The sequence below is a fragment of the Caenibius tardaugens NBRC 16725 genome, assembly GCF_003860345.1.
Lineage (GTDB): Bacteria > Pseudomonadota > Alphaproteobacteria > Sphingomonadales > Sphingomonadaceae > Caenibius > Caenibius tardaugens.
The window spans coordinates 4,146,354-4,165,523 of sequence record NZ_CP034179.1; the positions used below are offsets into that span (position 1 = coordinate 4,146,354).

The 19,170-nt window shown below is 58.1% G+C and carries 17 protein-coding genes and 1 pseudogene; 5 read left to right on the forward strand and 13 right to left on the reverse strand.

Annotated features, from left to right (window positions below):
• Positions 1-151: 151 nt before the first annotated feature.
• From EGO55_RS19610 to EGO55_RS19625, 4 genes are all read right to left on the reverse strand, one after another.
• Positions 152-1,531: a hypothetical protein gene (locus EGO55_RS19610; RefSeq protein WP_021691792.1), complete on the reverse strand. Its 1,380-nt coding sequence runs from the start codon at positions 1,529-1,531 to the stop codon at positions 152-154.
• Between the two features lie 127 nt (positions 1,532-1,658).
• The gene (locus EGO55_RS19615) at positions 1,659-2,462 is read right to left on the reverse strand and encodes a rolling circle replication-associated protein (protein ID WP_021691791.1); all 804 of its coding nucleotides are present in this window, start codon (positions 2,460-2,462) and stop codon (positions 1,659-1,661) included.
• Positions 2,463-2,662: 200 nt separating this feature from the next.
• Positions 2,663-3,040 (reverse strand): tlde1 domain-containing protein, encoded by a 378-nt coding sequence (locus EGO55_RS21800; protein ID WP_021691790.1) that lies wholly within the window; start codon positions 3,038-3,040, stop codon positions 2,663-2,665.
• Positions 3,041-3,042: 2 nt separating this feature from the next.
• On the reverse strand, positions 3,043-4,347 hold the full coding sequence (locus EGO55_RS19625) for a hypothetical protein (protein WP_021691789.1): 1,305 nt from the start codon (positions 4,345-4,347) through the stop codon (positions 3,043-3,045).
• An 85-nt stretch (positions 4,348-4,432) separates the two neighbouring features.
• Between EGO55_RS19625 and mazG the strand changes: the two genes are divergently transcribed.
• Positions 4,433-5,209: a nucleoside triphosphate pyrophosphohydrolase gene (mazG, locus tag EGO55_RS19630; protein ID WP_040717463.1), complete on the forward strand. Its 777-nt coding sequence runs from the start codon at positions 4,433-4,435 to the stop codon at positions 5,207-5,209.
• On the opposite strand, the gene hflX is transcribed toward mazG, so the two are convergent.
• The 7 genes and pseudogenes from hflX to dusB all read right to left on the reverse strand — a co-directional run bounded on the left by hflX (position 5,186) and on the right by dusB (position 14,442).
• Complete coding sequence (hflX, locus tag EGO55_RS19635; protein WP_021691787.1) at positions 5,186-6,490, reverse strand: GTPase HflX; 1,305 nt, start codon at positions 6,488-6,490, stop codon at positions 5,186-5,188. The genes mazG and hflX overlap by 24 nt on opposite strands.
• Positions 6,491-6,504: 14 nt before the next feature.
• Positions 6,505-7,074, reverse strand: coding sequence for an RNA chaperone Hfq (gene hfq, locus EGO55_RS19640; RefSeq protein ID WP_021691786.1), 570 nt, complete (start codon positions 7,072-7,074; stop codon positions 6,505-6,507).
• Between the two features lie 180 nt (positions 7,075-7,254).
• The gene (ntrX, locus tag EGO55_RS19645; protein ID WP_021691785.1) at positions 7,255-8,628 is read right to left on the reverse strand and encodes a nitrogen assimilation response regulator NtrX; all 1,374 of its coding nucleotides are present in this window, start codon (positions 8,626-8,628) and stop codon (positions 7,255-7,257) included.
• Positions 8,629-8,661: 33 nt separating this feature from the next.
• The gene (locus EGO55_RS19650) at positions 8,662-10,869 is read right to left on the reverse strand and encodes a sensor histidine kinase (protein ID WP_021691784.1); all 2,208 of its coding nucleotides are present in this window, start codon (positions 10,867-10,869) and stop codon (positions 8,662-8,664) included.
• Positions 10,870-10,944: 75 nt separating this feature from the next.
• On the reverse strand, positions 10,945-12,357 hold the full coding sequence (locus EGO55_RS19655; RefSeq protein ID WP_021691783.1) for a sigma-54-dependent transcriptional regulator: 1,413 nt from the start codon (positions 12,355-12,357) through the stop codon (positions 10,945-10,947).
• On the reverse strand, positions 12,354-13,430 hold the full coding sequence (locus EGO55_RS19660) for a two-component system sensor histidine kinase NtrB (RefSeq protein WP_021691782.1): 1,077 nt from the start codon (positions 13,428-13,430) through the stop codon (positions 12,354-12,356). The genes EGO55_RS19655 and EGO55_RS19660 overlap by 4 nt, the downstream gene beginning before the upstream one ends.
• Positions 13,427-14,442, reverse strand: a pseudogene (gene dusB / locus EGO55_RS19665) (tRNA dihydrouridine synthase DusB). Before dusB ends, EGO55_RS19660 begins: the two are co-directional and overlap by 4 nt.
• A gap of 78 nt (positions 14,443-14,520) precedes the next feature.
• On the opposite strand from dusB, the gene EGO55_RS19670 reads away from it, so the two are divergent.
• Both EGO55_RS19670 and EGO55_RS19675 read left to right on the forward strand, forming a co-directional pair.
• Positions 14,521-15,684 carry a bifunctional 2-C-methyl-D-erythritol 4-phosphate cytidylyltransferase/2-C-methyl-D-erythritol 2,4-cyclodiphosphate synthase gene (locus EGO55_RS19670; RefSeq protein WP_052023812.1) on the forward strand — a complete coding sequence of 388 codons (1,164 nt, stop codon included), beginning with the start codon at positions 14,521-14,523 and terminating at the stop codon, positions 15,682-15,684.
• A gap of 26 nt (positions 15,685-15,710) precedes the next feature.
• Positions 15,711-16,217: a CinA family protein gene (locus EGO55_RS19675; RefSeq protein WP_021691779.1), complete on the forward strand. Its 507-nt coding sequence runs from the start codon at positions 15,711-15,713 to the stop codon at positions 16,215-16,217.
• On the opposite strand, the gene EGO55_RS19680 is transcribed toward EGO55_RS19675, so the two are convergent.
• Together EGO55_RS19680 and lipA are read right to left on the reverse strand one after the other, a co-directional pair.
• Positions 16,178-16,639 carry a type II toxin-antitoxin system RatA family toxin gene (locus EGO55_RS19680; RefSeq protein ID WP_021691778.1) on the reverse strand — a complete coding sequence of 154 codons (462 nt, stop codon included), beginning with the start codon at positions 16,637-16,639 and terminating at the stop codon, positions 16,178-16,180. The two genes, EGO55_RS19675 and EGO55_RS19680, sit on opposite strands and share 40 nt — an antisense overlap.
• The gene (gene lipA, locus EGO55_RS19685; RefSeq protein ID WP_040717541.1) at positions 16,639-17,574 is read right to left on the reverse strand and encodes a lipoyl synthase; all 936 of its coding nucleotides are present in this window, start codon (positions 17,572-17,574) and stop codon (positions 16,639-16,641) included. The genes EGO55_RS19680 and lipA overlap by 1 nt, the downstream gene beginning before the upstream one ends.
• A gap of 102 nt (positions 17,575-17,676) precedes the next feature.
• Between lipA and EGO55_RS19690 the strand changes: the two genes are divergently transcribed.
• Both EGO55_RS19690 and EGO55_RS19695 read left to right on the forward strand, forming a co-directional pair.
• Positions 17,677-18,330, forward strand: coding sequence for a carbonic anhydrase (locus EGO55_RS19690; RefSeq protein WP_021691776.1), 654 nt, complete (start codon positions 17,677-17,679; stop codon positions 18,328-18,330).
• Between the two features lie 35 nt (positions 18,331-18,365).
• Positions 18,366-19,082: an NYN domain-containing protein gene (locus EGO55_RS19695; RefSeq protein ID WP_021691775.1), complete on the forward strand. Its 717-nt coding sequence runs from the start codon at positions 18,366-18,368 to the stop codon at positions 19,080-19,082.
• Positions 19,083-19,170: the final 88 nt, after the last annotated feature.

A 19,170-nucleotide genomic window follows, 5' to 3' on the forward strand; every position in this document is an offset into this window, starting at 1 on the left:
TATCACTCTCAACCTAGAAGGTTGAGTATATAGAGCCGTTAAAACTTTGCCTTCGCAGACTTTTTCGGTTCACCCGAAACCATCGGCCCCACCGCACGCGAAACCGCGTTGCCGGGCATCTGCTCAATCACAATACGCAGCGTATTCGCCGTCACACGACGACCAGTACTGCGCCGACCTGTCGAGCGGCGTCTTTCATAGAGTCGTCAAACGCAGCACCTTGCTGTTTCGGGGTATTTCTGTGGAAAAACCCGTAAAGGCTGTCCTCAATGTGATTTTTTATCACATTTTCGATGGCGCTTTCGAAATCGACCTTATGCCAATTGTACCAAAGCGCCGCCGCTTTGCAGTCCGCATTCTCAATGCCGTACTGGCCAGCGTTATCAATGCCGAATGACTTGCGTCCGCAGTCCCACTTCTTCTTCACTTCTTTCGGCAAGGCGTCGTAAAAACTGTCGATAACCTCGGAAAACTCCGAAACGCTATCGAGAGCGCGCCAAAACAGCACACGCAGGCGCGCTAGGCGATTGTCCATCTTGCCCTCACGCTCACGACGCTTCGGCGGCACGCGCATGCGCACGCGGATAGGACGACGACCGCGCGCCGACACCTGCATGCCGCGCGTACCGTTCGACCCCATACCGGGGTCAAGCACAGGCTCAGGCACCGCCTCCGTAGCCAGCCCGGTTTGCAGACCAAGCGCAAGCCCTACGTTAGGATCCGCGACCGGTTGCGTAGCCGTCGCACGCTGCCTGTTCGGATTAACCGGATCGCCAATGGGATTAAGCCCCGGCATCCACGTCCACGGGGGCGGCGCCCCCAACGGACCAGCCTGCACGCCGGAGCTATCAGACTGAAAGTGAATGTATTGCTGGCCACGATGACCATTCCCGACAACGTACGGGAGATAAATATATCTCGCAGCGTTGCGAATGTTAGGGAAATTCGCCTCGTGCATATTGTCGTCGGCGCTAGGCAGCGCCTGCCCCGACAAACACGGCGAAGTGCCACTACCCGCCCCGGTAAACCGATAATTCCCGTTCCACCTTACAGGGAAATACGGGCAGGTGTTGGCAATATACCACCCGACAGGCAACACGAAATCCTCCGGCTTCAACGGACGTTGAAGCGGCAAGCCCTTGTCGGGGATCAGATCAAGAAGCCCAAGCACCCCCGGTTTGGGGATGCGCAGAGGTTTAAACAACGGAGCAAAGTCCGGCACAGGGGACTTCTTGACCCCAAATCCGCGCGCAGGCAAACGCGGCGGATTAAACCGCGCAGGCAGCTTGGCCGCCTTGCGCGGATTGCGCGGCTGATAATCCGGATGTCCCGGCATCGGATTGCCGCGCCGGTCGCGCCGACTCCTGTCATGGCGCTCACCCGGCGACGGCGACCGTTCCGGCCGCGTGCGCCGACGCTCCTTACTAGGAACGCGATTGTCCAGGTGCTTCGCACCCTTGCCCGGGGCAAAATCGGAGGGCCGGAACTTTCGGGTCCGGCCCTGCTCCCTCACTATCGTATCGGTAGGCATATTCCATACTCCTATCAATAAAAGTCCAGTCGTATCTCAAAACGGAGTCGCCTCACAGAGGGACGTCCTTGCCACCCTCGCGGGTGTCTTTTGAGACGGGGGGGTTTTTCCCGCGTACCGCGGCGTCCTATTGTCCGTATTCAATCGGCGATTGTCCATAGTGTCGGGACGCCCTCACGCGCGTCTGTGCCGACTTGGCGATATACTTGCATACGTATCCGACTTGTCGAATTTCACCCGCTGGAACGAGACGCCAGTTGCTGAAACCATACAGCCACTTGGCTTCCAGCGTGCGCTTACTGACGGGCTGTCCCCGTTCATGCAGCAACAGGTGAAAGTGTGGGAAACCGTCACTGTGAGCCTCAGTGACCAGCAAGTATCGCAACTTGTCAGACCGGGCCGCTTTGCGGACCCGTTTCAGCCACCGCGTCACTTCCGGAGCCAGAACTGCCGCGAGTGCACGCGTGCGCTCTACGCTGGATAAGCTCGACAGGCTTTCGCCCCGCGCCATGACGGCCCTCTTGTCGGCGACCATCTGTGCCCAGAGACGGCGCTCAGGACCAACCGTCAGCGTACCGAACCACGTACGCATTGACTGGCGCACTTCATAGATAGCGCGCGCCGTCCAGAGGCGGCGCTTGTATCCAAGGCACGCTTCGCATTTGCGACAGCGTACCCGCACGAATACCGTGCGGGTGTTTGGCGGGGCAAACTCCCCGATGAGCCCATAGCCATCGGCATAGTCGATATCCTCATCGACTTTCCATTGTGCCAACGCCGCCAGAAGCGGCGACCCCACCCCGCGCAGGGCGCGATCAATGGGAGACGTGCAGTCCCCATGAAATTCGGCAGCATCGGTGCCGTTGACGTGGGCTTGCCACGCATACTCGCGAGACGTCGCGAGCGGTATCTGTGGGGTATGTTTGGGCACAAAGTGGTGTCACTTGTGCATCTATATCAAGTCCCCGGCTGCGCCGGATATGATGCACCCAGAATAGCCGCCGTAAGGGCTTGGCATGGGGGTTGCTTCGCACGCGCGAAAGCATCCGGTGGAGGGACCACTCCACCGAACACCCGTATTGACCAAGACCGGCTATCGAAGGGGGGCGCGGCCCCCCTTCACCCCTCGACCTAAGGGACGACTTGCAAAACGTCGTCCCTCGGGATCAGGGCTGCAATCCGTTGCCGAATTGCTGAAGGTAAGATGATACATCCTGAGGAAGCGGAGCGGTCTCCGGCGGGATTGTCCCCGTGGATATAAAACCCGCTTCTTCCATGCATTTCTGTTCCCGGTTCCGGGAAACACCGGATCGCCGGGGCTTTGAAACGCGGATGGTCAAAGACGCGGAGCCGATAGTAACCCTTAGGGATCGGTCCGCATGCCCGAACGTGATCCTTCGCAGGATCATTAAGGCAATCTTTAGCCCCAGCGTAGCCAGTGGCGATAAGGCTAGCGCCTGTGCGGCTTGCGCGCAGGAACCGTCCAGTACTTTGCTCATAGCGCCACATCCTTACTGTACCGTAATCGGACCGGGCTGGACGTTCTTCACCTTGCCCTGAATCTGCAGGGAGCAGTAACCGTCCTGTCGGATATCGACCTTGTTGACGGCATCCTTGAAGAAGCCCTTGCACATGGCCTCAGTCGGATACTTGTACTGCTCATGATTGTTGCCCGCAGGCAGTGGCAACATGTGGTGAGCGTAGTTACCGGCAGGCGTGCCGTTATCCGCGAACGGAACCATATTCTGAAACTGGTCGCCATGCAGGAACAAATCACGCATTTCGACCCAGTACGCATCCGTAGCAGTCGCACGATCGCCAAGCGGACCGGCGTCCGCCGCGAACTTCTTGAACGCCGTTTCCGGCAGCGGAATAGGACTGCTTTCGTTCAGGTAATTCGGCAACCAATCCCACGCGCGGGTAAGATGGCCGGCCAGATTGCCCGCCAGAGCGCCGAAATATACCTTAGGCCGCGTGATAGAAAGCCCGACTACGAAGCCGGGTTCCTTGAAGAATTTTGGATCACGCTTGCCATTTTTGAACACCCAACTAACCGCCGAGGACGGCGAACCGTTCGTCGGGTCAATGGCATTCGAAGGATACTGGAAGTCCGAATATCGTGCGAGCAATTCGGGCTTCTGTTCGTCCACAGTTTCGGGAACTGAAATTCCGTATCCACGAATGAAATCCTCCCAAGTCATATTTGCCATAACGCCAACTTGCCGGAGTTGGTCGTAAGCCTCATAGAGCGCCTGAAGCTCTTCAAGGTTGGTAGGACTGTCATGGGTTGCGGATGGATCAGACGTGAGCGCGGAGGTGTCCTTGTCCGTCAGACTGTCCAGCCAGAGCCGGTCCCGTATTTGGACGATGGGAACACCCGCCGCAGTCTGCGCGGTGGCCATCGTTTCCCCTTCATCGCGGAAATGCGCCTCAATAATGCATTTGACGGACCGCTTGAGGTAATCAACACCGCCCTTGGCCGTGTAATAAGCGCCATCCGTTGCCGCAAGACCAAGTGTTGCCGAAATATCGGTGTTAAGCGGGTCAATAAACATCTCCCGAATTTCATCGACAAGCAACAGGGTCACCGGGACGTAGAAAAAGTAGTACTCTTTCTTCCAACCCACAATAGGGTTGAGGATCGGGTCAGTAATAACCCGGCTTTCGAAGTACAGATTTTTCAGCGTTTCGCCCGGAAGCACTGGCGCAATCATAAATGGTTGCGCGGTAAACGGCAGCTCTTTTGTCATGAACGGGTGTTTGGGGTAGCGCCCCACCCGTTCAGTTGCTGCCAATTCTTGAATAAGACGAGCCATTACTTGTGTCTCCAAGTAATCCCGGCAATTTTACTTGCCGGGATTGCCTATTAAACACTCTATATATTATCACTTCAAGATCGAGATGACCGAACCCATTCACCGCCTTCTTCGCATAATGGACCGCCTCCGCGATCCGGAGCACGGATGCGATTGGGATCGCGCGCAGACGTTCGCCACCATTGCTCCTTATACGATCGAGGAAGCTTACGAGGTTGCGGATGCCATTGCGCGCGATGACATGGCCGAACTCAAGGAGGAGCTCGGCGACCTCCTTTTTCAGGTCGTGTTCCACGCGCGCATGGCGGAAGAACTCGGTCTGTTTGATTTTGACGCAGTTGCCGATGCGATCGCGGACAAGATGGAAGCGCGCCATCCCCATATTTTCGCCGCGTCCGATGCAGCTAATGCTGAAACGGACAGAGAAACGCGCTGGGAGAATTTGAAAGCGCAGGAGCGCGCCAAAAAAGGCGCGGAAAGCGCAATGGACGGGATCGCGCGCGCTTTACCGGCATTGCTCCGTGCGGAAAAATTGCAGAAGCGCGCAGCTCGGGAAGGTTTTGATTGGCCTGATCCGCGTGGGCCAGCGGAAAAATTGGCCGAAGAAACACAAGAACTGGACGAGGCTCTCGAAGCTGACAAGCTTGAAGAAGCGGGCGATCTGCTCTTTTCCGCAGTCAATCTGGTGCGAGCCTATGGCATCGCCGCTGAAGATGCGTTGCGCGTAGCGAATGACAAGTTTGAACGCCGCTTTCGCGGCATGGAAAGCATTCAGGGCGGTTCCCTGTCGGGGCTATCCCTCGAACAGCAGGAAGTGCTCTGGCAGGAGGTAAAGCGTTCAGAGCGCGGAAAAACGACCTAGTTCACGCTGCGTAAGCCTGACGTCAATCTGTCTCTGCGGGCCATCGGGCCCTTCCCCTGCATCCTGAACATCGATGACATCGCCGTGGGCATAGAGCCAGGCGATACGCTGCCCGTCATGCGCAGGCAGCACAAACCTATGTACAATCGCTCCGCGCGTCAGCAAGGCGTCGAGCGTTTCGAGAAGCGCGTCGACACCTTGGCCGGTAACGGCTGACAATGGAACAATCATATCGTCATCGCGGGCCAGTTCGCCGAGTTCCACCCTGTGTTCGTCGTCAAGCAGGTCCCACTTGTTCCAGGCCTCGACGATGGGGATGGAAGACAGCCCCCCTTCTCCATCAATGACGCCAAGATCCTCGAGGATTCGCAGAACCTGCTTCTTTTGCGCGCTGCTGGCCGGGTTGGCGATATCGCGTACATGCACAATGACGTCCGCACCTGTGACTTCTTCCAGCGTCGCACGAAAGGCGGCGACAAGTTGTGTGGGCAAATCCGAGATGAAGCCCACTGTGTCTGAAAGGATCGCCTTCTCCACACCCGGCAGACGGATGGCCCGCATGGTGGGATCAAGAGTGGCGAAGAGAAGATCTTCCGCCATGACGTCAGAGCCGGTTAGTCTATTGAAAAGAGTTGATTTCCCTGCGTTCGTATAACCGACGAGCGCAATGACGGGCCAGGGTGCCTTGCCCCGCCGATCGCGATGCAGGCTGCGTGTTCGCCGCACCTGATCGAGTTCTTTCCGCAAGCGCCCCATGCGCGCGCGGATCATTCGGCGGTCAGCTTCGATCTGGGTTTCGCCCGGCCCGCCAAGGAAGCCAAAGCCGCCCCGCTGCCGTTCAAGGTGGGTCCAGCTACGAACAAGCCGGCTTTGCTGATAATCCAGATGCGCAAGTTCGACCTGCAAGCGGCCTTCCGCCGTTGCCGCACGTTCGCCGAAAATTTCGAGAATCAGTCCGGTCCGGTCGATCACTTTCCGTTTCAGCCGTTGTTCCAGATTGCGCTGCTGAATCGCGGATAACGCGCCGTCGATGATGACGAGTTCTGCCTGCTCCTGTTCGCAGGCCGTTTCGATCCTTTGAATCTGACCTTCGCCGAACAGTGTTCCGGGGCGCACGTCCCGGACAGGCACGACAAAGCCTTCCGCAACGATGATGCCGATTGCGAGTGCCAGATTGCTTCCCTCTTCCAGCCGCGCCTCTGCGTCGACACTGTAAGGGCGTCCTCTGATGTCGGGGCACACGACAAGGGCACGCGCACCGCGCGTGACCTCGCCCGTCAAATCATCGGTGAAGCTCAGTCTTCTGCATCCTCATCCACGTCGCCGGTCAGATCGACCGGAGATGCGGGTTGTATGGTCGATACGGCATGCTTGTAGGCGAGTTGGACATAGCCTTCGCGTTCCAGCAACATGCAGAACAGATCGAAAGCGGCTATCCGCCCCTGAAGCATGACCCCGTTCACCAGGAACATGGTCACCTGTACATTGGCATCGCGCACGCTTGTAAGAAAGACGTCCTGCAACAGCCGCTGTTTCCGGCTGCCTTCCCCAATCGCGCCAAACTGTCCCGCGTCCAGCGGATGACTGGGCATGATGGTGGAAATGGCGTGCTTGTACACCAATTGCGACTGTCCATCGCGGCGCAGCAGAATCGAAAAGTTATCAAACCAGGTGACGATTCCCTGCAACTTCACCCCTTTGACCAGAAACATGGTCACCGGGGTCTTGTTCTTGCGCAGCAGGTTAAGGAATGCGTCCTGCAAATTTTGCCCTTTGATCACCGTCGATGCCGATGCGGGGGCTGTCTTTTCCACCGTTTCCGGTTTCGCACTTGGGCGGGCGGACAGGGTGCGGCCACTGGCCATATCTCTATCTCCTGTTGTTGGCGACCGCTGGTTTGGAGCGGTGCGCATTCTGGCTGCCTTAATTGCTCAAATATGAGCAGAAGATGACAACCGGCTTATCGAGGCTCGCTATTATGGCGTTTTGCTGCACTGCGCAAAGGCCTTTTTGGAGCCGGGTTCAAAATGGATTGTATAAGTCCCTCAATCGTCACGATGATCGGAGAGGCCAAGCAGCTTTAATTTGCGATGGAGCGCCGACCGTTCCATCCCGATAAACACGGCTGTCTTGGAGATGTTCCCCGAGAAACGCCTTATCTGCACACGCAGATACTCTCTCTCGAAACTCTCCCGCGCTTCACGAAGGGGGATGCCCATCAAGGTGCCAACCCCCGCATCACCGTCGCCGCCACGGCCCGTGATTTCGGAAGGCAGCATATCGGCGTCGATCTGTTCGAGGCGTTCGCGTGGGGCCAGAATAACCGTGCGTTCCACGACATTGCGGAGCTGGCGGACATTGCCGGGCCAATCGTAGGCCTGCAATGCCGCCATCGCCTCATCCCCGATCCGGGGCGGCGCGATGCCCTGTTCACTCGCATAACGGGCAAAGAAGTGATCTGCCAGTGCAGGAATATCCTCGCGCCGCTGGATCAATGGCGGGATTGCGACGGGGACCACATTGAGCCTGTAGAAGAGGTCTTCGCGGAAGCGCTTCTCGAGAATTTCTGTTTCTAGGTCGCCCGAGGTGGAGGACACGACGCGGACATCGACACCGATTTCGCGTGTCCCCCCTACCCGCACGAAGCTCTGATCGGTGAGAACACGCAAAATGCGCGCCTGCGTGGAAAGTGGCATGTCCGCCACTTCGTCGAGATAGAGCGTCCCTCCATCGGCAAGCTCCAACATGCCGGGACGCAGAAGTTTTCCGTCCGCCTCCTCACCAAACAGTTCCTGTTCGAAACGTTCCGGCGTTATTCGGGCGGAATTTACGGTGATGAATGCCTTGTCCGCTCTGGGGCTCCAGCTATGCAGCAGACGCGCCGCGACTTCCTTCCCGGCCCCCGCCGGGCCGCTGATCAACACGCGGCTTCCAGTGCTCGCAACCCGCTTAAGAGTGGCCCTCACTTGATTGATATGACTGCTATTTCCGGTAAATTCTTCGGCGGTCAGAAAGCCTTCGCGGAGGCGAGCATTCTCTCTGCGCAATCGTTCCGTTTCGGTTGCACGTTCCACAAGCAACAGCAGGCGTTCCGTTTCGAACGGCTTTTCAATGAAATCGACAGCCCCCCGACTGACCGCCGAGACCGCCGTATCAATATTGCCATGCCCCGAAAATATGATGACCGGCAGATCGGGCTCGCGTTGCTTGATCGCATCGAGCACTTCGAGCCCGTCCATAGGGCTCCCGTGCAACCAGACGTCGAGTAGCACCAGACTGGGGCGTCTCTCATCGATGGCGGAGAGGGCTGCCGTGCTGTCCCCAGCGGTACGGCATTCGTAGCCTTCATCGCTTAACACGCCGGCAACGAGTTCCCGAATGTCGCGTTCGTCATCAACGATCAGGATGTCGAGCGCCATGTGCAATCTCCTTTTGGGGTGTCCCGCATAGTTCTATTCGGCCGCCTGACGGTCAGCCAGGGGATCCCTTGCGAAGCGCAGGCATACACATGCGCCGCCATCGGGATTGGCGGAAAAACTCATTTCCCCACCGTGTTCTTCAACGATCTTGTTCACGATTGCCAAGCCTAGACCGGTCCCCTTCTCGCGGGTCGTCATATAGGGCTCGACGATGCGTTCGCGTTCCTTGGGAAGGCCAACGCCATTATCCAGTATGGTTACGCTGAAGCTTTCCTTATCTGCGGTCACCGAAACCGCGATCCGACCGCGATAATCCACGCCTGCCTCTTTACGGCGCGCATCCACGGCTTCCAGGGCATTCTTCAGGACGTTTGTCATGGCCTGCCCGAACTGATGCCGGTCGCAGGCGATTGTTGGCGGGAGATCACCGTCGAGCTGAAACTGGTAGTCGATTTCGGGATGGGCCACTTCCTGAAGGAATAAGGCCTGCCGCACCAGATCGACGGCGTTTTCCTGTCGGAAAACCGGCTTTGGCAGACGGGCGAACGACGAGAATTCATCGACCATCTTGCGCAAGTCCCCCACCTGGCGAATGATCGTACTCGTCAGATCGTCGAACAGTTCGCGATCTTGCGCGATCTGTCGGCCATAGCGGCGGCTCAATCGTTCGGTGGCGAGCTGGATGGGGGTTAGCGGATTCTTGATTTCGTGCGCAATACGGCGTGCGACGTCCGACCATGCAGCCTGCCGCTGGTCGACAAGTTGCCTGGTAATGTCATCGAACGTGATCACGTGGCCAGCGGGTGCCCGGGCGATTTTCACAGCCAGTGTCAAAAGTTCACTGTCCTGCCCGTACTGCACGATACCGCTTTTCAGCGAAGCGTCCAGCATTGCCGCCAGTTGTGGTGCAAAATCCGCCAATGCGAGACCCACCGGCGCAGGGCCCTGTTTGCGCAGCAGTATCATCTGTGCGGAACTGTTCATCAGCAGGATACGGCCATCGCTGTCGATGGAGATGATCCCGGCCGTTATCGATTCAAAAACGGCTTCAGTGAATGCGCGCCGTTCATCGAGTTGCCTATTGGCGGTAACAAGTGCCTGCGTTTGCTGCTCAATTTGCGCCGTCATGCGGTTGAACGCGCGATTCAGCAGGCCAATTTCATCGGCCCCGGTTCGCCCTTCCACACGCACGGTGAAATTGCCCGCACCCACACGCCGGGCCGCAGCAACGAGTTCGGTCAGGGGCTGGACCTGACGATCGGCAAAACGCAGCGCAAACCAGACCGCCAACCAGACCAGTGCCAGCGAGACAAAGAACAACGCAAGATTGAATCGCCATTGCAGGCTGCGCGCCTTGCTGGTCAGGACATCGTAGGATTGCCGCACGCTTTGCGCCCGTTCCCATTGGCTCAACGCCAATGCGTCCGAACTGCGGGCAGCGTAGAGGTAAATGCCTGCGTCCCGGTCAATCGCTGTGAATGCGGTGATCCGTTCAGCATTGGCTTCCACCACGACGGGTTCGCCCGCATCAATGCGTTTCAGCGCAACTTTGCCAATCATCTCGCTGTTGTTGTTTTCGTCAGGATCGATAATCGCAGCAATCGTTAGCTTGCCGTCCTTGTCCTTCTGCAGAATGGCGGATTCATTCAATTTGCGATTGAGTACCTGATAAGAATAAGCTTCACCAAATGCGGGGCTTAGAATGGATGTCTCATTCAAATAATAACGCAGGTCACCTGCCATCGTGACGGTTTCACTGCCCACATCGCGCAGGTTCTGTTCGTAGTAGCCGCGCGCCAGGCGGTTGGCATTTTCCAACATGCCGCGCGAATTGTCCGAGAACCAGAACTCGATCCCAGACTGAAACAGTACGGCAGCGAAAATAGCGACCAGCAGCGTAGGGATCGCGGCAATCAGCGAGAAGAAAGCAACCAGCCTGACATGTAGTCGTGCCGTGCTGCCGGCAGCCCGTTTGATCGCGCGGCGGCGTCCCATGAGGACGAGAAGTGCCATCGCCGGAATCAACGTGCCGATGAGCAGAGTCGCGACATGAGTCGAAGGGACTAGCCCCCCCTTCTCCGGCGCGGATGAAAAAGCGATCCAGCTGGTCGCAATCATCGCAATCAAGGCGACGGCGCAGGCCAGTTCCAGCACCCAGAACAGGTTTGCCCGACGCGAGGCGACAAAAGCCTTCCGCCACCAGGCAGGCCATGAATGCTTGGAAAAGATCGGCGGGGCCATCGTGACGCAATTACAACTGCACTGTTGCCAAAACGCAAGGGCTTTTGGCCAAAATTTGGTGCTTTTCAGACAGATTTAGAGGCGCGGCGCGAAAATATCGGGATCGATCGCCAGTTCCCCCAGCCTTTTGCGCAAGGTGTTGCGGTTTATACCGAGTAACTGCGCAGCTTTGAGCTGGTTTCCACCTGTTTCGAGCAGGGCATGTTCGAATAGGGGTTTTTCAAAAGCGGCCAGCGCAGTGTGGTATACCGTACCGCTGGCTGGTTCCGTTTCACGGAGCCAGAAATTAAGGGCAGTTGTGAAATCGACCGCAATTTCGGACGCCAGAGGAGCGGGCTTTTCGTCGAGAAAGCTTTCAACCACACCGGCGTCAATGGTGTCCTCGCGCGCAAGCAAGGCCATGCGATAGATGAAGTTGCGCAGTTCACGCACATTTCCGCGCCAGGACTGGCGTTCAAGCAGATCGATCGCCCCATCATCCAGGGTGTGCCGGGGCAGGCCATCCTCCATCGCCTGCGCCAGAAAATGACGTGACAGCGGGCCAATGTCGTCGGCACGATCACGCAATGGCGGCATTTGAATGGGAACGACGTTCAGGCGATAATAAAGATCTTCGCGAAAACGCCCTTCGACAATCAACGGGCGCAAGTCACGATGGGTGGCCGCGATAATGCGAACGTCAATGGCAATTTCATCCTGCCCGCCGACCCGCCTGATCCGCCCTGATTGCAGGGCGCGCAGCAACCGCGTCTGGGCCTCTAACGGCATGTCACCGATTTCATCGAGAAACAGTGTCCCGCCGTTTGCCTGTTCAAATTTCCCGATATTGCGCGCGACAGCGCCGGTGAAAGCGCCCTTCTCGTGCCCGAACAGTTCGCTCTCAATCAATTCGCCCGGGATGGCCGCGGTGTTGACTGCGACAAACGGTCCGTTGCGGCGGGCCCCGAGTTGATGAATGGCTTCCGCGACAAGTTCTTTCCCGGTGCCGGATTCCCCCAGGATCAGCACGGTCAGGTCGTTGTGCAGGACACGCGTAATCATGCGGTAAACGCCCTGCATCGCGCGACTTCTGCCTACCAGCGGCAAGCCGCCCATATTGGCATCCTGTTCCGCAGCGACAGGCGAGCGCGCCTCTGCTGCCTGGCGCACGGCCCGAACAAGTTCATCCAGATCGAAAGGTTTCGGAAAATATTCAAATGCGCCCGTATCCGTTGCGCGCACAGCGGTATCAAGTGTGTTCTGCGCAGACAGGATGATGATCGGAAGTTCCGGATAATTTTCGCGAACTTCGCCAAGGCTTTCAATCCCGTCGCCATCGTCCAGTACAACATCAGTCAGAAGGGCGGCGTAGGTATGAGTGGCAAGCAACTGATTACGGCCGGCGATGGACTCGCAGTGGTCGACCAGAAGGCCTTCTGCCTCCAGAGCGGTCTTGATGACAATCGCGATGGAAAGGTCATCTTCGACCAGAAGTATCCGTTCAGTCATGCGGCGCGTTTGCCTCCTGCGGGCTTGGCCATCGGTAAATGGATAGTGAAATGGGTCCACCCCTCTGCCTGATCACGTTCATGCGTGATCCGGCCATCCATGTCGCGTATGAGTTTTTTCACGAGCGCGAGGCCCAGTCCCTGCCCGTTCTTCTTGCTCGATACAAAGGGCTCAAAGATGTGATCCCGCAATGCTGCATCCACGCCAGGCCCATTGTCGCTGACGCGGACCTGTATCGGCAAACGTGTGGAACGTCCGAGGCGGACGGCATTCATAACAAATCCGCTTACGAATCTCGTCTTGATTATAACTTGTGGTTTTTGAGAGCTTTGGCAGGCATCTCTGGCATTCGATATCAGGTTTATCAGCACCTGAACCAGACCATCGGCATTGCCGAGCACCGCAGGAATGGAGGGGTCGAACTCTTCCACCAGTTGCACGCGATCATCAGAAGCGGCGCCCACCACTGCGCGCGCGCGCCTGATCACCTCATGCAAATTACACTCGGCCACGGGTTCAGCCTGCTCTCGCCCCAGTGATTGCATGCGATCAATCAGTTTGGCGATCCGATCGACTTCATCGACGATCAGGCCAGTAAGCGACAATTCGGAAGCGGTCAGCTTGCGTGCAAGCAATTGTGCCGCACCGCGGATTGCCGCTAGCGGGTTTTTGATCTCGTGCGCGAGAATGGCCGGGGTGCGGACCGATTGCCCGGCGTCATCGTCCAGTCCGCCAACGCTTGCGGATTCCTGAAATGTGAGCACCTGCCAGCCCGGAGAACCCGTGACGGGTGAGAGCGTGAGATCGACGCGCATGTCGGGCTGGTTGCGCATACTGATGCTCACTGCATGTGCTGAAATCGGGGTATCGCCCCGCTCTAGCCAGTCGTGCAGGCGCAGTTCGCTGAAACGGACGAGATTCTCCAGCCGCTTGCCCGCGATGCGGCTCATCCCAAGGCCGAGAAATTGCTCAGCCGCGGGATTGGCGCTGGCAATTTTCACATCCGGGTCCAGCAGAATAACCGCCAGATTAAGGCTGGCCAGTTGGCTCTCTCCGGAAGGGGCTTCTGTCACGCAGCCTTCCGCTGCAGCAAGGGATCATAGAAGCGTGCGAGTTGCTCGAGTACCGCGCGCGCATCGTCAATGAAGTTGACGTGATTGCGGAACTCGGCGGAACCATGCAGCCCCTTGGTATACCATCCCAGGTGTTTGCGCGCGATCTTCACGCCGACGTCTTCGCCGTAGAGATCAAGCATCCCCTGATAATGCTCTATGATGACACTGTATTGTTCGTCGATGTCCGGTTCGGCCAGTGCCTCTCCGGTGCGCAGCCAATGCATGACCTGACCGAGCAGCCACGGCTTGCCGTAAGCCCCCTCCCGATCATGACGCCATCGGCCCCGCTTTGCGAAAGTGCAGTTGCCACGTCGTCGATTGTGCAGATATCGCCGTTCACAATCACAGGGATGGACACGGCATCCTTGACCTCGCGGATAAAGGCCCAATCCGCGGAACCCTTGTACATCTGGTTGCGCGTGCGGCCGTGCACAGTGATCATCTTCGCGCCCAGATCTTCCGCAATGCGTGCCAGTTCCGGCGCGTTCAGCGACGTATGATCCCAACCCATGCGCATTTTCACGGTAACGGGCACCGACACGGCTTTGACCGTGGCATCGATGAGACTGGCGGCGAGCTTAAGATCGCGCATCAGCGCGCTGCCAGCATCGCCATTGACCACCTTCTTCACCGGGCAGCCCATATTAATGTCAATGATCGCGGCCCCGCGATCCTCGTTCAATTTGGCCGCTTCGCCCATTTCGTCAGGCGTGCACCCCACAAGCTGCATCGAGACTGGTTCCTCGATCGCATCCCACGCCGCCTTCTGGAGCGACTGGCGCGTTTCGCGAATGGCGGCCGGGCTGGCGATCATTTCCGTGACGTTGAGACCCGACCCGAAGCGCCGCACCAGTTTGCGAAACGGCAGATCGGTGACGCCTGTCATGGGGGCCAGAATGACCGGGCAGTCAATCGTTACCGGACCGACAGCGATCGGTTTCAATGCCGGTGGAACAGGAGGTGCGTTCATAATGGGGCTCGTGCCTAAAAAACAGGCAGGCGCATAGTGGATTGCGATGAGACCTGCAAGAAGCTACCCGCAGGCGCGATGAACGCCCTGCCGCCTGCCCCTGACCCATTTCCTGCCTTTGCAGCTATTGTCGTTGCGGCAGGCAAGGGATTGCGCGCGGGGCAGCCCCTTCCCAAACAGTTCGCCCAATGGCGCGGCAAAGCGCTGGTCAGGCATTGCGTGGAGGCGTTGGTTGCCGCTGGCGCTGCGCCTGTCGTGGTGGCCATTCCTGAAGGATCGGAATCGCTTGCTGAAGATGCTTTGTGCGGTTTCGAGCAAGTTCGTTTTGTCATCGGCGGGGCGACACGGCAGGAATCTGTTCGTGCGGCGTTGGAGAGCCTGTCCGACGAAGCGCCGGCATATGTCCTGATTCATGACGCGGCCCGTCCGGTCGTCGTGCCTTCCGTACTCGAACGCCTGTTATCCGCACTTGACCAGGCCCCGGGCGCTATTCCCGTTTTGCCGGTCGTTGACAGTCTGGCCGTGGATCGGGACGGCTTCATGGATGGCACTGCCAATCGCGAAGTGCTGCGACGGGTGCAAACACCGCAGGCCTTTGCCTATGCGGATATCCTGGCGGCACACCGGAACTGGCAGGGGGCCCCGCATGCCGGTGACGATGCCCAGGTCGCCCGGATGGCGGGCCTTCCGGTCACGCTCGTTGCGGGTGACGAAGCCATGTACAAGCTGACATTTTCGGAGGATTTCGTGGCCCCGCTCCCTGCTGTCCGGATGGGGACAGGTTATGATGTCCATCGCCTTGCGGATGGTGAGGACCTGTGGCTGTGTGGGGTAAAAATCGAACATAGCCAAGGGCTTGTTGGTCACAGTGATGCTGATGTGGCAATTCATGCCCTTGTCGATGCCATGTTGGGCGCGGTGGCCGCGGGCGATATCGGACAGCATTTTCCGCCCAGTAACCCCCAATGGCGCGGGGCGTCGTCGGGCGTGTTTTTGCAGCACGCTTGCGAGGTTGTCGCCCATGCCGGTTACGTCGTTGGAAATGTGGATGTCACAATCATCTGCGAAGCCCCGAAAATTGGTCCACACCGGGATCTTATGCGCGCTAGACTTGCGGAACTGATGGGCGTTGACATCGGTTGTGTAAGTGTCAAGGCAACGACTACTGAAGGACTGGGCTTCACCGGCCGTCGTGAAGGCATCGCCGCCCAGGCGATTGCCACGCTCGTCAAGGCCGGTTGAAACCCGCAAGAAGGATTGCGAATATCATGGCTGTAACCAGCCTTCTCCCCGAAGAAATCGATGCATTGGCGCGTCGCGTTGTCGAAGAAAATGCGAAAGCAGGCAGGAAGGTCGCACTGGCGGAAAGTTGCACCGGTGGTCTGGTCTGCAGCGCTCTGACCGAGATCGCGGGGAGTTCGGCTGTGCTTGATCGCGGATTCGTCACTTATTCGAACGAAGCCAAGATGGCGATGCTTGGCGTGCCGCAGGATATCATTGAGACGTTTGGCGCGGTCTCTGTCGCATGTGTCTGGGCCATGGCCCGCGGGGCGATCAAGTACAGCAATGCGGATGTGGCCGTGGCAATCAGCGGTGTTGCCGGCCCCGATGGTGGTTCCGACCACAAGCCGGTGGGCACTGTCGTGTTCGCCGTGGCCCGACGGGGTGACGACGACGCCGAACCAGTAGCCGAAATGCGCAAACTTGACGGTTCAAGCAGGGCTGAAGTGCGCCGTCAGGCCACCCTTGTCGCGCTGGAGTTGTTGCTGCCGTAAAGATCCTGCGCACGGGTTTCGAAGGCGGCGACCATCTTGTGAAACGCCTTCTCGAAATATTGCCCGGCCAGTTTTTCGAACATTTTGCTTTTGAATGCGAAATCCACACGGAAATCGATTTCGCATTCATTTTCGCCCAACGGCTTGAACTGCCAGCTATTGTCGAGATCCTTAAGCGGCCCGTCGACATAGTGGACCTGAATCAGGTGCGGGCGTTCCTTGTGCACGCGTGATGTGAACTTTTCCCGCAGCGCCTTGAAACCGACCAGCATGTCGGCAACCATTTCCGTTTCGTCGTCCGAACGCACACGGGTTGCAATCACCCAAGGCAAAAATTCGGCATAACGGCCCACATCGGCCACCAGATCGTACATCTGCTCCGCACTGTAGGGTAGCCTGCGGACTTCGTGCATACCGGGCATCAGCGTTGTTTTTCCAGCTGCGCTTGACGGGCTGCACGCATTTCCTCGAAATCCTTGCCTGCGTGATAGCTTGAGCGTGTCAGCGGGCTCGATGCGACCTGCAGAAATCCCTTGGCGCGGGCGATTGCCCCGTAGGCGGAAAATGCCTGTGGAGTGACGAATTCCTCAACTTTGACATGCTTCGGCGTGGGTTGGAGATATTGGCCCATAGTGATGAAATCGACACCCGCGCTGCGCATGTCATCCATCACCTGATGCACTTCGAGGCGCTGTTCGCCTAATCCCAGCATAATGCCCGACTTGGTGAAAATCAGGGGATTATGTGCCTTGGTTTCCTCCAGCAAACGCAAGGAGGCGTAGTATCGCGCACCGGGGCGGATTGTCGGATAAAGCCGGGGAACGGTTTCGAGGTTGTGATTGTAGACATCGGGTCCGGCGGCCATGATCGCTTCCACCGCAGGGCGCATCTTGCCCCGAAAATCGGGGGTAAGGATTTCGATGGTGGTGGTGGGCGTGGTCCGGCGCAATGCTTCGATCACTTTCACGAACTGCCCCGCCCCGCCATCCGGCAAATCGTCCCGATCGACCGAAGTGATGACAATATGTTCCAGCCCCATTTCGGCTGCGGCGGTGGCCACGTGTTCGGGTTCAAGCGGATCGACCTTGCGCGGCATACCGGTCTTCACGTTGCAGAACGCGCAGGCCCGCGTGCAGACGTCCCCGAGAATCATCACGGTGGCGTGCTTTTTGGTCCAGCATTCCCCAATATTGGGACAGGCGGCCTCTTCACATACTGTGTTAAGGCCAAGGTCGCGCATCAGCTTGCGCGTTTCCTGATACCCCTTGCTGACAGGCGCCTTGACGCGAATCCAGTCTGGTTTGCGGGCGCGCGCGGGCTGCTCCGGGGTCTTCGGCGCTGAAGAAAGGTCGTTCATGGCGTCCATTTAGGCCCCTCACCGCCTTATCGCAATGGTGACGGATGATAGTATCGCCGTTGTTGTCTTGCCACTGAGGCAGAGTCGGAGCATGGGGACGACATGACGATCCAACCCTCGCTCGCGCTCGCCACCTTGATCGAAGGTTACCGCCGTTTCCGCGAAAATGGCTGGACCCCCCGGCGGGAACGCTGGGCCGCACTCGGCGAAGGTCAGGCGCCCCAGATTATGATTATCGCCTGTTCCGACAGCCGCGTTGATCCGGCACAGATTTTCGACGTTGATCCCGGCGAAATCTTCGTGGTGCGCAATGTCGCGGCCATGGTTCCTCCCTTTGAAACAACGCCGGGTTTCCATGGCGTATCGGCGGCTCTGGAATTCGCCGTTCAGGTGCTCAAGGTGAAGGAAATCGTCGTGCTGGGGCATGGCATGTGCGGCGGCTGCAAGGCTGCGCTCACGCAGGAACTCTATGGGACGGAGCCGGGCGAAGGTGGGTTTATCGCCAACTGGATTTCCTTGCTCGACAAGGCGCGCGAACCGATTGCCCGGGAACTGGGCACGAAAGGGCGCGTGGCGGAACTGGCAATGGAACTGGCTGGCGTGAAAGTCAGCATCGATAACCTGCGAACATTTCCCTGTGTGCAACACAAGGAAGCATCAGGCAAACTGCGCCTGCGCGGCGCGTTCTTCGCGATTTCTGATGGAATCCTCCATCTGCTCGATGAAGAAAGCGGCGAATTTACCGCCCTGACCTGACTTGCACACGAGGCCATGCCGTTCCATGAAACGGCATGGCTGATGAACTCTCTCGCAACATCGCGCTGCTAATCGATGCAGACAACGCATCACCTGCGGGCATTGACCCGGTCCTGACTGTTCTGGCGGAACTGGGGCAGGTGAATATCAGGCGCGCCTATGCCAACTGGCGCAAGACATCGCTAAAAGGCTGGGCCGACATCGTCCATCGCTACGGTATTGAACCGCAACAACAGTTTGATCTGACCAAGGGCAAGAACGCCACCGATATGAAAATGACCATCGATGCGATGGACATGCTCTATCGCGGGCGTGTTCATGGTTTCGGGATCATGAGCTCCGACAGCGATTTCACACCCCTGGCCATGCGGATCAGACAGGAAGGGTATCCGGTTTACGGCTTCGGCAGCGGACAGACCCCGGAGGCGTTCAAACAGGCCTGTTCCCGCTTCATTGATGTCGATGCGTTGGTGAAGGCTGAACGCGCAACGAAAGATAATGGCGTGCCGCAGGTCAAGCCGCGGGTGGATGAAACCCTTCTGACCCTACTGGTGGACGCATACAACGCCAGCAAGCGTGATGAGAATGGTTTCGCCAAACTGGCCGAAGTCGGTCAGCGCGCGGGCAACCGGTCCAGTTTCGATACCCGCAGCTACGGCTTTCCGCGGTTAATCGACCTGCTTGAGGCGACTCCCAATTTTGCCATTGAACGTCGCGATGGCGGGCAAGTCTGGATCAAGCGTTTGCGCTGATCTTCGCACTTTCATGAAAAAGGGCGACAGGTTGCCCCGCCGCCCTTTCTTTTCTCATTTTCGTTCAGCCCGGGTTTCGGGGCCGAAC

Bases quoted from the DNA above. Each gene is read 5' to 3' on its own strand.
- EGO55_RS19625 (WP_021691789.1), bottom strand. From the start codon at position 4,347: ATGGCTCGTCTTATTCAAGAATTGGCAGCAACTGAACGGGTGGGGCGC.
- hfq (WP_021691786.1), bottom strand. From the start codon at position 7,074: ATGGCCAGTGGCCGCACCCTGTCCGCCCGCCCAAGTGCGAAACCGGAA.
- EGO55_RS21800 (WP_021691790.1), bottom strand. From the start codon at position 3,040: ATGTGGCGCTATGAGCAAAGTACTGGACGGTTCCTGCGCGCAAGCCGC.
- EGO55_RS19675 (WP_021691779.1), top strand. From the start codon at position 15,711: ATGGCTGTAACCAGCCTTCTCCCCGAAGAAATCGATGCATTGGCGCGT.
- EGO55_RS19695 (WP_021691775.1), top strand. From the start codon at position 18,366: ATGGCTGATGAACTCTCTCGCAACATCGCGCTGCTAATCGATGCAGAC.
- EGO55_RS19690 (WP_021691776.1), top strand. From the start codon at position 17,677: ATGACGATCCAACCCTCGCTCGCGCTCGCCACCTTGATCGAAGGTTAC.
- ntrX (WP_021691785.1), bottom strand. From the start codon at position 8,628: ATGGCGCTCGACATCCTGATCGTTGATGACGAACGCGACATTCGGGAA.
- EGO55_RS19655 (WP_021691783.1), bottom strand. From the start codon at position 12,357: ATGACTGAACGGATACTTCTGGTCGAAGATGACCTTTCCATCGCGATT.
- mazG (WP_040717463.1), top strand. From the start codon at position 4,433: ATGACCGAACCCATTCACCGCCTTCTTCGCATAATGGACCGCCTCCGC.
- EGO55_RS19650 (WP_021691784.1), bottom strand. From the start codon at position 10,869: ATGGCCCCGCCGATCTTTTCCAAGCATTCATGGCCTGCCTGGTGGCGG.
- EGO55_RS19610 (WP_021691792.1), bottom strand. From the start codon at position 1,531: ATGCCTACCGATACGATAGTGAGGGAGCAGGGCCGGACCCGAAAGTTC.
- EGO55_RS19680 (WP_021691778.1), bottom strand. From the start codon at position 16,639: ATGCCCGGTATGCACGAAGTCCGCAGGCTACCCTACAGTGCGGAGCAG.
- EGO55_RS19670 (WP_052023812.1), top strand. From the start codon at position 14,521: ATGAACGCCCTGCCGCCTGCCCCTGACCCATTTCCTGCCTTTGCAGCT.
- lipA (WP_040717541.1), bottom strand. From the start codon at position 17,574: ATGAACGACCTTTCTTCAGCGCCGAAGACCCCGGAGCAGCCCGCGCGC.